Source organism: Ideonella sp. P3_A4, from assembly GCF_056403075.1.
On sequence record NZ_JBFUGE010000123.1, the window covers coordinates 1 to 14,668 of the forward strand.

Consider the following 14,668-nt stretch of genomic DNA (forward strand, 5'->3'; position numbering starts at 1 on the left):
GCGCGCTTCGTCTACCGCGCTGAGGGCAAGCGCGTCACCGAGGTGCTGCTCGATTTCGCATCCAGCCAGGGCCTGCCTGCGGTGATCGCTGACGGCATCGAAGGCACGGTGCAAGCGAACTTCGACACCACGCCCGAGAAGTTCCTCGACGCAATGACGCGCACCTATGGCGTTATCTGGTACCACGATGGCACCGCGCTCTACTTCTATCCGGCCGGCAGCGTGCAAAGCCGCTTGTTTCGTTTGAAGGGCTTTCGGCGCGAGCAGGTCAGCGACCTGCTGGATTCGCTGCAGATCGGCGACCGGCGCTTCCCGCTGCGGTTCAACGCGGCCGAAAGCACCTTGCTGGTCTACGGGCCGCCGCGCCATGTCGAGCTGGTGGGCGCAGCGATCGAATCGCTGGACGTCGGCGCGATGGAGCGCAACCGCAAGACGGTGCGCGTCGTGCCGCTGCGGTTCGCCTCAGCCGGTGATCGCAACCTGGGCCAGGCGCGCATCCGTGGTCTCGCGTCGATCATGACCTCGGTATACGCGGCCGGTGCAAACGCCGGAAGCACCGAACAGGATGCCCCGGCGCTGACAGATGTGCAACCCGAGAAGCTGCGCGCACTGCAAGGCGTGATGGGGGCCGACAACCGGCTGGCCGATGTGCTGGCCCGCAAGCCGCAGGAGGCCGCCGGTGCGAAGCCGGCTCCCAAGCCGCAAGGCAGTGGCCGCGGATTGCAAAGCCCGATCGACGAAGACGCCGCGCCGGTCTTCATCGCCGACGAAGGCACCAATTCCATCGTGATCCTCGGTCGGCCTCAACGCATGGCCGAGTACGTCGAGCTGATCCATCGTCTCGACGTGCAGCCGGTGCTGGTGGAGCTGGAGGCCACGATCATCGATGTCAGCAGCGACAGCATCGATTCGCTGGGCATCGACTGGAGCGTCAAGGGCTCGCGCGGCAGTGTCTCGGTGACGCAGCCGCCAGGCTCGACGACCAACACCTTCAGCATCAGCACGCTGTGGGCCGATGCCGGCCGCGAGTTGATGGCACGCGTCGATGCGCTCAGCGCGCAAGGCAAGGCCCGCGTGATCGCCAAGCCGAAAGTGCTGGGCGTGGCGAACCGGCCGGCGGTGATGCGCGAGAAGCGCGTGGCCACCATCCGTGTGGCCGGCAACCTGGAGGCCAATCTGTTCCAGGTCGAGGCCGGCACGCTGCTGCAGGTCACACCGCAGATCACCTCGGTGCCTGAGGCGGGCGGCGGCGTGACCGAGCGCATCAAGCTCTCGCTCTACATCGAAGACGGCAATTTCGAGCGGACCAGCGTCGACAACATTCCTGTCGTCAAGCGCACCGAGATCATGACCGAGGCCCATGTGGGCGAGGGCGAGAGCCTGCTGATCGGCGGCATCACCACGACGAGTCAGTCTTCGCAGGTGGACGAGGTGCAGGGCCTGGGGCGCATTCCCCTGTTGGGCGCGCTGTTTCGCCATCGCAACGAGTCCGCGGGGCAAACCGAGCGTCTGTTCCTGATCTCGCCTCGCCTGATCCGCGAGCCCGTCGCCGCGCTGACCGCTCCGGTCACCGCAGCACCGGCGGCGCCGGCGCAACTGCYGGCCTCTTCACCCGCGCCGTGATTCGCAGGCCATGAAACAGCTTCGCATCCTCACCGGTGTCCATGCAGGTGCCCAGCTAGCGTTGAAGCATCGCCAGTACCGCATCGCCAGCGATGAGCAGGCCGATATTCAACTCACCGATTGGGACGACACCCCGCTGACGCTGGCGATCGAGGACAAGGGAATCCACGTGCAACTCGCACTTCACTACCGAGAAGAAGGCGCGCCACACCGGCGGATCGGTGTGTTGGAGGACTTCGTTCCCCGCCGCTTCGGTGACGTGGTGTTGTGCGCCGGCCCGGCCGATGGTGCATGGCCCAGTGATGTGGACCTGATGGCCACCTGGATGCGCGGACCGGCCCGGGGCCTGAAGGCGTTGCGGCCCACCGCCAGGCTTACCTGGGGCGCACTCGGCGCGGCGGTGATGCTGATCGGCGGCCTGGCGGCTGTGGTCTCCGGCCAGACGGCCACCTCGGCCACCATGGCCCCGCCCAGTCCGATGGAGCGGGTGCAGCAGGCCCTTCGCGCTGCGGGCATCACCGAACTTCAGGCGCGGCAGGTTGACCGCCGTGTCGTCGTCGAAGGGCTGCTGCCCGACAGCATGCAAGTCGCTCGCGTGCGAGCGGCATTGCAGCCGTTCGGCGAGGACGTGCTGTTGCACCGTTATGCCGCGGCGACCGATGTGGCACGCCAGATCTCGGATGCGTTGAACAACCCCGGCATCGGTGTGACCTACGCCGGCCACGGTGTGTTCAAGGTGCAGGGCCAGACCGTCGACACGGTCCGCCTGACTGAGGACATCAAGCGCGTGGCGGCCGACGCGGGCCCGCTGGTCGCGCGCATCGAGATCGATGTCTCGGAGTCATTGCCGGCCGGCCATGCGCGTGTCGGCGCCATGTGGCATGGCGACGATCTCCAGTACGTGCAGACGGCCGACGGCACGAAGCACCTTTCGTTGCAGACCCCCATCGTCGACGGTGCAGTACCGGCCGGCGGGAGCCTGCCTCCATCCCCCCTGACTTCCGACGGAGAACATGATGACCAACCCTCTCGAGCAGACGGTGTTCGCTGACCTCGCACACATCGAGAAGACGCTGACCGACGACCTGTCAGGCGAGCGCACGCGCGCCATGCTGGGGTACTTCGACGATGCGGCCCAGACGAGCGAACAGCACCTGCAGACGGCCCTGCCGGACACCGAGCGCCAGCTGACCTCGCAGCTGGTGGAAGGGTTCCGGGCCTCGCAGCGCATCGTGCGCCACGTCTGGGAATCGATCCACTCGGCCTCGCTGCCGGCCTGACGGTTCGCAAGGGGAAGCGCTCATGATCGACGCACAAGACGCCACGCCGACCTACCCGCTGGTCTATCGCAACCTGATGGCCGTCGGCCTGCTCGGGGCGGTGTACCGGGTGCGCGACGAGGCCGACACGGTCAGCTCGGCGGTGGAGCTCACGCTGGACGACCCGACGCCGTTCCGTGTCTGCCGCGCGATCGCGCAAGGCATCGGCGGCGATGCGCAGTACGCCGCCGAAACGCTCGGCCGCTACGTCGAGGGGAGCCCTGACGACGAAGGCGCGAAGGTGGCGCTGGCGACCGCCTTCCTGCTCGCACGCGACGCACGCTGGAAGCCCATCCTGGACGAGGTGCTGGCGACGAGCTCGGACCAGCACGTGCGCGAAGCGGCCAACGGTGTGTTGGCCTACGCGGCGACGCTGCAGTAACCGCAATCAAGCGAAGTTCGGCGGGGCGAATGGGTCGCCTCGCTGTTTTCAAGGCGCCGGTATCGGCGTTGGCAACGGAAGGCGACTTCCAACACTAGGAGAGAGTCATGGCTGGTGAAGGTGCAGCAATCGGTGGAGCCCAATCTGCGGGTTCCTCGGCGACGATGGATCAGATGATGGGCCAGATGGAAGCCCAGAACATGCAGCAGATGAAGAACAACCTGGCCATGGGCCGCATGAGCCAAGAGGCTTCGATGTCCGAGGCGCTCGGCAAGAAGTTCAAGGCGGCTGGCGACAGCGTCAAGGGCTTGGTCTAGCCCAAGACCGAGAGCGCACCGGCCCCACGTGGGTCGGTGCGCTTCACGTGTATCGGTGGGCACGGATGTGCCGTGCGAGGAGAAGTCCATGTCGAACTCGGGAGCGGCGCTCGGCGCCGCGCAATCCGCCGGGGGCTCCGCAACCGCGCAGTCACTGATGGATGAGATCGCGGCGCAAAGCAAGCACACGATGAAGAACAACCTGGCCATGGGACGCATGAGCCAGGAGGCGGCGATGTCCGAAGCCTTGGGCAAGAAGTTCAAGGCGGCGGGCGACAGCGTCAAGGGACTTGTCTGACTGGCTGCTTGCGGACTTCAGCCGCGTTCGGCGCGCCGCGCCATCGAATCGACAACTCGACGGAGTAGACATCATGAGCATAGGCATCAACTCACCGTTGAATCTCGCAATGCAGGCGATCGAGAGCTCGCCTCTCGGTGGCATCCAGAAGGCATTGCAAGGTCTCCAGCAGGGCCTGCAGGGGCTGCAGCAACTGCTTCAACCTCTCGAAAACCTGCTGAAGAACCCACTCGGCAGCGCGATGAGCGCGGCTGGTCAGGGCGTGGCGCAGGCGCTCGGCGGCCTCGGCCAGGGGGGCTCGCCGCTCGCCGGCCTGACCCAGGCACTCGGCGGTTTGGCGCAGGGCCTGAATGGGCTGACCCAAGGCCTCGGGCAAGCGCTCGGCGGACTGGGCCAATTGGGCCAACTTCCCGGCCAGGCCTTGGGGCAGGCACTGGGTGGCCTGGGCCAGGGCATGAACGGCCTGAACCGGGCGATCTCCGGCATGGGCCAGGCGGCGGCGCAAGGCGCCAACGGCCAGATCATGCAGGCGCTTGGCCAGGCCGTCGAAGGCCTTGGCGGTGCCCTGGGCGCGGCCGGCGCCTTGGCCGGCCAGATGGGTCAAATGGGTCAGATGGGCCTTGGCCAAATGGGTCTGAACCCGATGGGCCAAATGGGTGGCTCCGRCGGACCGATGACGGCCGGGGAATGCCAGTCTGCGCTGCTCAAGGGCATGCAGAACTCCGGCATGACCAAGATGACCAAGGACGACTTCAAGGACGCGGCCAACGGCATCTGCCCTAAGGGCATGCAACCGAAGGACTTCACGCCCGAGTTCCAGCAGGCCTGCCGGCAGATGGAAGCCAATCCGAACCTGAAGCCGGACACGGCGGATGCGGACAACTTCCTGAAGAAGCACGGTCTGGGTGGGGCAAAGGGCAAGGCCGACGGCACCGTCGGCATCGGTGACCTGTCTGCATCACTGCAGAAGCAGGGCTTGTCCGGCGATCAGCACAACACCGTCCAGACGCTGAAGGACAACTTCAACGCGTTGTCGAAGGATGGCCTGATCGATCTCGACGCGGTCAAGAACGTGGCCACCACCGGCTTGATGCCCAACGGCAGCATGGCTTCGCCGCAACTGCAGCAAGCCTGCCAGAAGTTCGCCGCCGACACGGCGCTGAACTTCGCGGCGGACAACGCCGAGCAGATCGGCAAGGGCCGGATGGACCAACGCGGTGACCAGAAGTTCAGCATGAAGGACCTGGAGAAGACGCTGGCGCGCTGAGCGCCCGTGTCCCTGCCCACCACCGGCCAGCTGTCGGTGGTGGGTGCCCAACCCTGCGCATGGAGCAGACATGATCGATACCTCGTTGCAACGAAAAGAATTTGTCTCGGGCCTGGTCGGCCTGATCAGCCTGGCCATCGACCGGGGCCGCCTCGACGATGCCGAGGCCTTGCTCACCTGCGTGCGTGCGCTGCGCCCGAAGATGGCCGAACTCGACACCTTCGAGGCCTGGATCGCGATGCAGCGAGGCTACTGGGAAGATGCGATGCGCACACTGCGCAACCTCGACACCGTCGCGCCGGAATGGAGCATGGCCAAGGCTTTCCTGGCGTACTGCCAATGGGTCACCGGCGAGGCGGGCTGGAAAGACACCGCCAACGACGTGCTGCAAACCTCCAAGAGCCCGGAGGCGCTCGACCTGGTGCGCACGCTGCTGAACCCGGAAGAAGGCCAGGAGCCGCCGAGCGCCGAGAGCCTGCCGCTGGCGATGCCCATCGACCTGTCTCACACCATCTACATGCGGGCCTGAGGGCCGCACGTCGATTGATGCCAACCAGGAGTGCTTGATGACCGACCCGATCCAGGCCATTGCCGCCAACGAGGTGCTTCGACAAGCCGCGGCGCCGACGCCCGATCTGAGCGCGCAGGCGCAGCGCTTCGAACAACTGATGGCCCAGACCTCGCCCGCCGAGACGGCGGCGACGCCGGCCCAGGCGCATAGCGGCCCGACATCGATATCGCGCACGATCGAATCGCTCGACGCGTCGTCGCGGCATGTCGTGGCCGACATGCAGCGCTTCGTCGCCGAGGCGCCGGCGATGGACCTGCAGACCCTGACCACCCGCTCGATGGAGCTGAACCTGCAGGTGGCCACCCAGGGACTGCAGTTCTCTGCCTGCACCTCGGTGGCGCAGAGCAGCAAGAACGGGCTGCAGACCCTGATGAAGAACCAGTGACATGAACGCCCTGTCACTGGCACGGCGCTTGTGCTGCATCGCGTTGCTCGCCGCACTGGCCGCCTGCAGGACCGATCTCTACACCAAGCGCACCGAGGCCGAGGCCAACGAGATGGTGGCCGCACTGCTGGCCCGCGGCATCGATGCCGAGAAGAAGGCGGCCGACGGCGGCAAGTCATGGAACGTGGCGGTCGAAGAGAAAGACGTCGTCAATGCCTTGTCGGTCCTGCGCGCCAACGGGCTGCCCAATGACAAGTACGTGTCGCTGGGCGACATGTTCAAGAAAGAGGGCCTGATCTCGACACCGACCGAAGAGCGCGTGCGCTTCATCCACGGCGTGTCGCAGGAGCTGTCGAACACCTTGTCGAAGATCGATGGCGTGATCGTCGCGAAGGTCCACATCGTGCTGCCCTACAACGACCCGATGGCCACTGCGGTCAAGCCGTCGAGCGCCTCGGTGTTCGTCAAGTACCGGCCCGAGATCGACGTGCCGCAGCTCGCGCCGTCGATCAAGAACATGGTGGCGCGCAGCGTCGAAGGGCTCTCGTACGACAACGTGACCATCACGCTGGTCCCTGGCGCGATGCTGCCCGCCGCGGCGCCGACTGCTGTCGCCAGCTCACCGTGGGCCTGGGTGGCCGGGGGGCTGCTGCTGGTCCTGCTGCTGGGCGGTGGTGCGGTCGTCATCGTCTGGAAGCGCCCGTCGTGGTTGCCGCCCGCGCTCGCGCGCCGCCTGCCGTCGCCGGCCGAGGGCGGGGCGTGACTGCGCAGCGCGCGGCCGCGTCACCAGATCGGCTGGCTGTGTGGGCGCTGGCCCTGGGTGCGCGGCTCGAAAGCTTGCACCGGGACCTCGACGCCGAGTGGCGCGACGAGATCATGCCCACCTGGGCCTTTGCCGACGCGCTGACGCCGGCGCAGGCGCGCCACGTGATGCCGCGCTTGTGGGCCGCGCGCCTGGGCGGATTGCCCAGCCTGGGGCGCATGGCCGACCCGTTGGCCAGGCTCTGCCTGTTGTCCCGCATCGAAGTCTTGAGCCGTCTGTGCACGCTCGCCATTGCCAGCCGGCCGGGTGTGCTGCGGTGCTGCATCGACCGTGAGGCACGGGCTCAGATGCGGGCCGCGCTGGCCACCAGCTTCGAGCCGCTGATGGAGATCAGCCGGCGGGGCAAACCTGTCGACTCGACCGTGGCCGGCTGGTCGCCGGTGGTCTGGGCGTGCATCGGCTGGGCCGACTGGTGCGCCGCGTTGCCGCCAGCGGATGGCGCTGTGCGTGAGCTGGTGCGGCTGTCGTTGCCGCGCCGCATGCTGGAAGGGCTGGCCGGTTCATTGGGCGTGCCGACCGAGCGACAAGTGCCGCAGGCCATCGGGATGCTGGCCGAGGCAGGCGTGGAGTGGCCATGCTGATCTGGTGGCGCGGACCGGACGGCGAGATCGGCGTCGAGCACGGCGTGCTGCGCGCTGCGGAGGTGGCGGTGCTGGCAGAAGCTGCGTCGTTCAGGGCGGAAGCCGCGGAGCGGGCACAGGCGGCTCTCGCCGAGGCCGAAGCGCAGGCTCAGCAATTGGTGGAACAAGCGCGCGCACAGGCCGAGTCGATCGTGGCCGATGCGCACGCCAGCATCGAGGCCGCGCGCGAGACGGCGCGGCAAGATGGCGAGCGCAGCGCCGCGCTGGAGTGGCACGAGCGCCAGGCCGGCCACGCGGTGGACACCGCCAAGACCTTGCGCGGCATGCACGAACGGCTGGCCGACGTGGTGACCACGGCGGTCGAACGCATCGTGCACAGCGAGAACCGCTCGGCGCTCTACCAGCGGGCGCTCAAGAGCGTGCAGGCGCTGTCGCGATCGGCCACGGCGCTGACGCTGCGGGTCAATGCGAGCGACGCCGACGCGGCGCGCGAAGGCCTGGCTGAAGTCGGCGAGCTACAGGCGATGGGCATGACGGTGGAGGTGCTGGTCGACGCGGCGCTGCCGGTCGGCAGCTGCATCTTCGAATCAGACATGGGCGTCGTTGACGCGAGCCTGTCGACRCAGCTGGATGCGCTGCGGGCGGCGATGGCGCGCGCGGTGCGCAAGGCGGTGATCGAATGAATCTGCACGACCTGGGCGACCTGATGGCGCTCGAACTGCAGGGCAGCGAGATCGTTGGGCGCAGCGGCAAAGTCACCGAGGTGGTCGGCACGCTGGTGCGCGCGAGCGGCCTGTCGGCCAAGCTGGGCGAGATGTGCCACCTGCTGGCCGGCGATGGCTCGGTGCTGCAGGTGGCCGAGGTGATCGGCTTCTCGCATGGGCAGACGATCCTGTCGCCCTTCGGCTCGATTCTTGGTGTGGCCGCGGGGCACACGCGCGTGGTGGGTCTGGGCGAGATCCAGAGCATCCCGGTGGGTGACGCGCTGCTCGRCCGCGTGGTCGACAGCCTGGGCCAGCCGGTGGACGGTGGCCCGCCGATCGTTTGTGACGAGCGCCGGCCGGTGTTCGCGATGCCGCCCAGCCCGATGGAGCGGGCGATGATCGAGCACCCGTTGCCGACAGGCGTGAAGGTGATCGACGGCATGATCACGCTCGGCGAGGGCCAGCGCATGGGCATCTTCGCGCCGGCCGGTGTCGGCAAGAGCACGCTGATGGGCATGCTCGCGCGTGGCACGCAGTGCGACATCAGCGTCATTGCGCTGATCGGCGAACGYGGCCGCGAGGTGCGCGAGTTCATCGAGATCATCATGGGCAAAGAGGGCATGGCCCGCTCGGTGGTGGTCTGTGCGACGTCGGATCGTTCCTCGATCGAGCGCGCCAAGGCCGCGCACGTGGCCACGGCCATCGCCGAATACTTTCGCGACCGCGGCTTGTGCGTGCTGCTGATGATGGATTCGTTGACGCGCTTTGCGCGCGCGCAGCGCGAGATCGGGCTGGCCGCTGGCGAATCACCGGCGCGGCGCGGCTACCCGCCTTCGGTGTTCGCAGAAATTCCGCGGCTTCTCGAGCGCACCGGCATGGGGGCCAAGGGCTCGATCACGGCGCTGTACACCGTGCTGGCCGAAGACGACAGCGGCAGCGACCCGATCGCGGAAGAGGTGCGCGGCATCCTGGACGGCCACATGATCCTGTCGCGCAAGATCGCGGCACGCAACCAGTACCCGGCCATCGACGTGCTGGGCAGCCTGAGCCGCGTGATGTCGCAGATCGTGCCGGCCGAGCACAGCCAAGCCAACGGCAAGCTGCGCAAGCTGATGGCCAAGTACGACGAGATGGAGATGCTGATCCAGATGGGCGAGTACAAGCCCGGCAACGACGCGCTGGCCGACGAGGCGGTGCGCAAGACCGAAGCGATCCGCGGCTTCCTGAACCAGGCCACCAGCGACCTGCGGCCGTTCGAGCAAACGCTTGCCGAGCTGCAGGCGTTGGCGAACGGCTGAGCGGGCGCAGCGTGGCTTTGAACCTGCGTTCGCTGAAGACCTTGCTGTGGGTCAAGCAGCGCCGTCTCGAAGAATTGGAGCGCCTCGTCCAGGCCCAGGTGGCGCAGGTGGCCGCGGCTGAAGCGGTGCTGGCCCAGGCCGAAGAGCGGCGGCTGAGCTGTGTCGACGACGAAGAAGCCTGCGTCGCGCAGATCGCTGCGCTCTCGGCGTCCGATCGCTTCATTCCGGAACAGATCGTCACGCTCGGCCATGTGCTGCACGGGCTGGTCGAGGCGACGCGGCTGGCGAGCAGTGCCTGCGAGCAGGCCTCGCTCAAGGTGAATGAGGCGCGTCAGCAACTGGCGCAGCTGCGCCAAGCGCAGCAACGCGCCGAGCGCCAGCACGAACAACTGGAGGAGCGCCGCGAACGGCGTCTGAAAGAGATCGATCAGGAGGGCGAGGACCTGCAAGACGAAGAGAGCGAAGAGGCCGCCGTGGCGCGCCGAGTCGGCCAGCGGCGGGACGAGGAGCGCATCGCGGCCTGACATGAACGACCTGTTCTCGAGCTTTTCGGCCGTCGTCGGCTCCGGCACCGTGCTGAAGGATGCGGTGATGCTGCTGGCGGTTTGCCTGCTGCGCGTCTACGCCGTGTTCCTGGTTCTGCCGGCCATGACCGACCAGAGCGTGCAGGGCAACGTACGCAACGGCGTCTGCTTGTGCCTGGCGATCTTCATTGCCTGGGGGCAGCCCGCCACACTCGTTGCCGGCATGGACACGCCGCGGCTGCTCGCCGTGCTCGGCAAAGAGGCCATCGTCGGGCTGTTGATCGGCTTTGCAGCGTCGACCGTGTTCTGGGTCGCCGAGGGCGTGGGGGTGCTGATCGACAACCAGGCCGGCTACAACAACGTGCAGCAAACCAACCCGCTGAGCGGTGAGCAGAGCACGCCGGTGGGCAACCTGCTGGCGCAGCTGTCGATCGCGGGCTTCTACATCCTGGGCGGCATGCTGGTATTGACGCAGCTGCTGTTCGAGTCGTTCAAGTGGTGGCCCATCAACAGCCTGGCGCCGGCTTGGTCCACGATTCTTGAGGACTTCGTGCGCGTGCAAACGAGCAGCTACCTCGAGATGATGATGAAGATCGCGGCGCCGGCATTGCTGGTGCTGTTGCTGATCGACCTGGCGTTCGGCATCTTGTCCAAGTCAGCTGAGAAGCTGGAGCCCAACAACCTGGCCCAACCCGTCAAAGGGGCGGTGGCCCTGGCCATGCTGTCGTTGCTGGTGGCGGTGTTCTTCGAGCAGGTGCGGCCCGCGTTGACACTGCAGTCGCTGGCCAAGGAGATGGAGCGGTGGAGCAAGGTCTCGGTCGATGCACCGACGACACCAGCCGCCTCGCCGTCGTCGCCTGCCTCGGCACCACCGAGCGATTGAACGGCGGCTGGGCGCTCAGGCCCTCAGCCAGGTGTAGTCGCCGTAGGACAGGCTTTCGAACATCTCGTCTTCGGCGACCAGGATGTTGTCGCGCCAGTAGCGGCCGTGCTCGGCGTAGTGGTTCAGGGTGTCCGCGAGGTAGGTGCCGTCGACCCCTTCGCCCATCGGGATGYGCACGATCAACAGCACAGCGCCGCTGTCGGTGTCCAGGCCGAGCTGGGCCTGGTCTTGCGCGTAGATGGTCAGGTTGGCTTCCAGCATCAGGCGGAACACCCGCAGGCTGCGGCCCGAGCTCACGGCACCGAAGTTGAAGTTCAGGTAGAACGCATCGGGGTCGCCCTCGAAGTGACCCAGCGCCACCTCGAAGCCTTCGACCTCGACGGCGTTGCGCGCAATCGCGCCCTCGGCATCCGGCAGGCCCACCACCTCGCACAGTTCGCGGATCAGGCCGTGGTAACKCTGGACACTCATCGGGTGCTCCCTCTAGTCAGCGATTCGAGGCAATGCAGGATCATCTCCGCGCGCGCGTTCGAGGCGCTGGCAGCTGAKGCATGTTGGGGCCGGGCGCTGCCGAGCATGTAGATCGGGAACAGCAGGTTGTCGCTCTGCTGCTGCGGTGTGCAAGGCACTGACGGGTTAGCGCCTTTGTGCTGGGCAGCCATCCACGCGACGGCGTCTTCCTTGACCTGGGCGAGCGTGACGGGGCTGGCGTCTGGCGGCAGGTGGCGGCGAGCGGCCCTCGTGGCGTCCACGCGTTGCGCCGTCTTGGCGCCGCCGGTTGCAAAGAACGCCGACGCCAACGCATCGAACAGCTTGGGCCACGGAGTGCCCTGAGGCGGCGGTGTCGTCAGCAACAGCGCCGCATCAGGCCCGAGGCTTCTGCGCAACGCCGCGCCGGCAGCCACGGGAGGCGGCGGGGGGCGCATGCGCACGCGCGGCGGTACGGTCGTCGTCGAGACGGGTTGTGGCGGCGCCTGGCGCGCCGACCGGGCACCAGACTGCTGGCGACCACCGTTGACGTCGACCTGCCGCGCGGCTTCTTCTTGTGCGGCGCGCAGATCATCGGGGTGGATCGCATGCTCTTCGTGGTGACCCGCCGCATGCGACGCCGCGGGGGGGCGCCGCGGCCGAGGCGCACCCGGCCGGGGTGAGGGCGCCTGCGGCCGCGGCGCGTGGCGGTAGATCGCGCCCCGGTGCGAACCACCCGCAAAGCCCTTGGCGTTGGACGCGCCGGGTCGTTGCTCGGCCGGGACTGGTGCGGCAACCWGCGACGCACCGCGGTTGGCATTGGCCCTCATGTCTGGAACACCGCGGCAAACAGGTTCTCGGTGAACTTCACCAGCGTCGAGCCGGCCCACGGCGCCGTGATGACGACGACACCGGTCACCGCCAACAGCTTGATGCCTTGCGAGATGCTCGAGTCCTGCAGCGAGGTGATGGCCTGGAAGAACGACACCAGCAGCCCGATCAGCGCTGACGCGGCCACCGCCGGCAGCGACAACATCACGCACATCAGCAGCGCCTCGGAAGTGAGCTGCACCACCACGTCGTAGGTCATGGGTTTCCTCTTGATTTTTCAGCGGTAGGTCAGCACCAGGCCGTGTACCAGCCGCGACCAGCCGTCCAGCGTGACGAACAGCAGCAGCTTGAACGGAATCGCCACGTTGGTCGGCGTCACCTGCGACAGCCCCATCGCCAGCAACACGTTGGCGATGACCATGTCGACGACGATGAACCCGAGGTACAGCAGGAAGCCGATGCGAAAGGCGGCCGTCAGCTCGCTCAGCAGGAACGACGGGGCGAGCACCATCAGGTCACTCTTCTTCAGCGCCGCGGCCTGGTCCGGGGGCCAGATCATGGCGGCAGACTTCAGGAAGAACTGCTTCTCTCGCTCCTCGGCATGCTTGTCGAGAAACTTGCGAAAGGGTTCGCGCGCCGCGTCGGCCACCTGCATCAGCGTCTGCGCACTCGAGTTGCCCGTGGCCGTCGTCAGCCCCTTCGAGGCCTCGATGAACACCGGGGCCATGATGTAGCAAGAGATGATGATCGCCACGCCGTTGAGCACCATGTTCGGCGGCACCTGCTGCACGCCAATGGCGTTGCGCAGCAGGCCCAGCACGATCGCGATCTTGGTGTACGACGTCACCACCATCGCGGCAAACGGCAACGCCGCCAGCGCGATGAGGACGAGGAACAGCGATACCGGGTCAACTTGGGACAACGGCGTCATGCGTGTACTCCATCCGCGTGATTCGCACGCCCAGTTGTCCGCCGATGGCCACCAGTTGCCCCTGGCCCAGCGTCTGGCCATGGCAGACCAGGCGCACCGTGGCCTCGCGCAGCGGAACATCGAGCTCCACGGCATAGCCCGGCTRCATGCTGGCCAGCACGGCGAGGCTGATGCGGGCCGTGTCGAGCTCGAAGGCGACGGGCAGCTGCAACTCGTCGAGCGTGCCGGCCGGCGGCTGCTCGGCGGCGCTGGCGGCGGCGTCGTCCGTCATTTGCGGGTAGTCGGCGACTTGCACGGTGAACTCCTTGGGATCGATGAAAACGGCCGCGCTCAGCACCCGGCCCACGCCGCAGCGCAACGAGGCCTGCGGCTGGCCGGCCAGTGCGACGTCGCCGGGGGCGAGTGACTTGAGCAACTGCCGTGTCCACTGGCGCGTCATCACCCGCAGGCGGGGGCGTAGCGACAGCGCGGCGAAGCACGAAAGGTCGGTCCGCTGTCGGCAAGCACCGTCCAGGCGATCCAGGACGCTGTTGTCTGCCCGGCGCAGACCCACCAGCAGGCCACCGACGCACACCGTGGCCACATCGCTGCCGGGTGCTTCATCGCGACGACGGACCGACACGACCGACCCACCGAGCGCCGGTGCGAACGCCTCGGCCCAAGGCTGCAGCAGGGCTGAGGTCACGGCAGCAGCTGTCGCGGCGTCTTCGATCGCCAGCGCGAGGTGCAGCGGTGCCCAGGCCTGCGCGTCCAAAGCCAGTTCGACGCGGCCCGCGTCGGTGTCGACGGCGATCACCCAGCTCGCGTGCGATGCACGCTGCGAGACCGAGAGCTGCGGCGCGGCCAGCGCGTCGCGCAACCAGCGTTCGAAGTCGGCGTCGAAGGCCAGCCGCGACAGCCGGGCGTCGGCACCGCTCATCGACGGCAGGTGGCCCGCCAGCGGTTCGACCGGCAGTGGCGGCCGCGATGAGGCGGCGGGCAGGGTCATGTGAGTTCGATGTCGATGTGGCGCGAGTCGGGCAGGGCCTGCGCCAGCATGGCGCGCAGTGGGCCCAGGTGCCGCAACACTAGGTCGTGCGAGCGGGTCGACTGGGTCTGGAAGCGAAGTTGCAGGTAGTGCGGCGAAAGCGTCAGCCGCAACTCGGTGTGCGGCAGCGTCTCGGGGTTCATCGGCACGGTGACCGAGAAGCCGACGAACGACGGGTCGGCGCGGCGGCACAGCGTGGCCACGGTGTCGACGAGCGCCGCGTCCCACCCTTGAGGCAACGGCAGCCAGGCGATGGCCGGTGGCCACGGCATGGCCGGTGTGTCGACGGCGGGCGACGCGGCGCTCTCGGGCTCGTCGGGCGCAGCAATGACCGCCGTCGTGGCCTGTACGGGCGGCGGCGGGCGTCGCTCATCGCTGCGAGGGGGCGCGTCTGCGGCAGCGTCGCTTTGTGGTTCGTCGGTCGATGCGACGAGGT

Annotated in this window: 21 protein-coding genes; 15 read left to right on the plus strand and 6 right to left on the minus strand. The window is 67.6% G+C overall.

Annotation, left to right across the window (positions count from 1 at the left end; all coding sequences use genetic code 11):
• The 15 genes from sctC to sctT form a co-directional block, all read left to right on the plus strand.
• Positions 1-1,623 (plus strand): type III secretion system outer membrane ring subunit SctC (sctC, locus tag AC1DYI_RS13435; protein WP_477204620.1); only part of this gene is annotated, 1,623 nt, incomplete at its 5' end.
• Between the two features lie 10 nt (positions 1,624-1,633).
• A complete protein-coding gene (locus AC1DYI_RS13440) occupies positions 1,634-2,674 on the plus strand; it encodes a hypothetical protein (protein ID WP_477204621.1) in 1,041 nt (346 codons plus the stop codon).
• Positions 2,640-2,903, plus strand: coding sequence for a hypothetical protein (locus tag AC1DYI_RS13445; protein ID WP_477204622.1), 264 nt, complete (start codon positions 2,640-2,642; stop codon positions 2,901-2,903). Before AC1DYI_RS13440 ends, AC1DYI_RS13445 begins: the two co-directional genes overlap by 35 nt.
• Before the next feature lie 22 nt (positions 2,904-2,925).
• On the plus strand, positions 2,926-3,324 hold the full coding sequence (locus tag AC1DYI_RS13450) for a hypothetical protein (RefSeq protein WP_477204623.1): 399 nt from the start codon (positions 2,926-2,928) through the stop codon (positions 3,322-3,324).
• A gap of 107 nt (positions 3,325-3,431) precedes the next feature.
• Positions 3,432-3,641 (plus strand): hypothetical protein, encoded by a 210-nt coding sequence (locus AC1DYI_RS13455; RefSeq protein ID WP_477204624.1) that lies wholly within the window; start codon positions 3,432-3,434, stop codon positions 3,639-3,641.
• A 55-nt stretch (positions 3,642-3,696) separates the two neighbouring features.
• Complete coding sequence (locus AC1DYI_RS13460; protein WP_477204625.1) at positions 3,697-3,939, plus strand: hypothetical protein; 243 nt, start codon at positions 3,697-3,699, stop codon at positions 3,937-3,939.
• Positions 3,940-4,012: 73 nt separating this feature from the next.
• Positions 4,013-5,206, plus strand: a complete 1,194-nt coding sequence (locus tag AC1DYI_RS13465; RefSeq protein ID WP_477204626.1) for a hypothetical protein — start codon at positions 4,013-4,015, stop codon at positions 5,204-5,206.
• Between the two features lie 70 nt (positions 5,207-5,276).
• Entirely contained in the window at positions 5,277-5,735 is a 459-nt protein-coding gene (locus AC1DYI_RS13470) for an HrpB1 family type III secretion system apparatus protein (RefSeq protein ID WP_477204627.1), read from the plus strand.
• 37 nt (positions 5,736-5,772) lie between these two features.
• The gene (locus tag AC1DYI_RS13475) at positions 5,773-6,162 is read left to right on the plus strand and encodes a hypothetical protein (protein ID WP_477204628.1); all 390 of its coding nucleotides are present in this window, start codon (positions 5,773-5,775) and stop codon (positions 6,160-6,162) included.
• Between the two features lies 1 nt (position 6,163).
• Positions 6,164-6,925 carry a type III secretion system inner membrane ring lipoprotein SctJ gene (sctJ, locus tag AC1DYI_RS13480; RefSeq protein ID WP_477204629.1) on the plus strand — a complete coding sequence of 254 codons (762 nt, stop codon included), beginning with the start codon at positions 6,164-6,166 and terminating at the stop codon, positions 6,923-6,925.
• Positions 6,922-7,566: a type III secretion protein HrpB4 gene (locus tag AC1DYI_RS13485; RefSeq protein ID WP_477204630.1), complete on the plus strand. Its 645-nt coding sequence runs from the start codon at positions 6,922-6,924 to the stop codon at positions 7,564-7,566. The genes sctJ and AC1DYI_RS13485 overlap by 4 nt, the downstream gene beginning before the upstream one ends.
• Complete coding sequence (gene sctL / locus AC1DYI_RS13490; RefSeq protein WP_477204631.1) at positions 7,560-8,249, plus strand: type III secretion system stator protein SctL; 690 nt, start codon at positions 7,560-7,562, stop codon at positions 8,247-8,249. The genes AC1DYI_RS13485 and sctL overlap by 7 nt, the downstream gene beginning before the upstream one ends.
• The gene (gene sctN / locus AC1DYI_RS13495; protein WP_477204632.1) at positions 8,246-9,568 is read left to right on the plus strand and encodes a type III secretion system ATPase SctN; all 1,323 of its coding nucleotides are present in this window, start codon (positions 8,246-8,248) and stop codon (positions 9,566-9,568) included. Before sctL ends, sctN begins: the two co-directional genes overlap by 4 nt.
• Before the next feature lie 11 nt (positions 9,569-9,579).
• Complete coding sequence (locus AC1DYI_RS13500) at positions 9,580-10,092, plus strand: hypothetical protein (protein ID WP_477204633.1); 513 nt, start codon at positions 9,580-9,582, stop codon at positions 10,090-10,092.
• Position 10,093: 1 nt separating this feature from the next.
• Positions 10,094-10,975, plus strand: a complete 882-nt coding sequence (sctT, locus tag AC1DYI_RS13505) for a type III secretion system export apparatus subunit SctT (RefSeq protein ID WP_477204634.1) — start codon at positions 10,094-10,096, stop codon at positions 10,973-10,975.
• A gap of 15 nt (positions 10,976-10,990) precedes the next feature.
• Here sctT and AC1DYI_RS13510 read toward each other — a convergent pair whose 3' ends face one another.
• From AC1DYI_RS13510 to AC1DYI_RS13535, 6 genes are all read right to left on the minus strand, one after another.
• The gene (locus AC1DYI_RS13510; RefSeq protein ID WP_477204635.1) at positions 10,991-11,446 is read right to left on the minus strand and encodes a CesT family type III secretion system chaperone; all 456 of its coding nucleotides are present in this window, start codon (positions 11,444-11,446) and stop codon (positions 10,991-10,993) included.
• On the minus strand, positions 11,443-12,273 hold the full coding sequence (locus tag AC1DYI_RS13515; RefSeq protein ID WP_477204636.1) for a hypothetical protein: 831 nt from the start codon (positions 12,271-12,273) through the stop codon (positions 11,443-11,445). Before AC1DYI_RS13515 ends, AC1DYI_RS13510 begins: the two co-directional genes overlap by 4 nt.
• Positions 12,270-12,533, minus strand: a complete 264-nt coding sequence (gene sctS / locus AC1DYI_RS13520) for a type III secretion system export apparatus subunit SctS (protein ID WP_477204637.1) — start codon at positions 12,531-12,533, stop codon at positions 12,270-12,272. The genes AC1DYI_RS13515 and sctS overlap by 4 nt, the downstream gene beginning before the upstream one ends.
• Positions 12,534-12,551: 18 nt before the next feature.
• On the minus strand, positions 12,552-13,205 hold the full coding sequence (gene sctR, locus AC1DYI_RS13525; RefSeq protein WP_477204638.1) for a type III secretion system export apparatus subunit SctR: 654 nt from the start codon (positions 13,203-13,205) through the stop codon (positions 12,552-12,554).
• Complete coding sequence (locus AC1DYI_RS13530) at positions 13,183-14,193, minus strand: FliM/FliN family flagellar motor switch protein (RefSeq protein WP_477204639.1); 1,011 nt, start codon at positions 14,191-14,193, stop codon at positions 13,183-13,185. The genes sctR and AC1DYI_RS13530 overlap by 23 nt, the downstream gene beginning before the upstream one ends.
• Positions 14,190-14,668, minus strand: a 479-nt coding sequence (locus AC1DYI_RS13535; protein ID WP_477204640.1) for a type III secretion HpaP family protein, incomplete at its 5' end; no start/stop codon positions are given. The genes AC1DYI_RS13530 and AC1DYI_RS13535, both read right to left, overlap by 4 nt.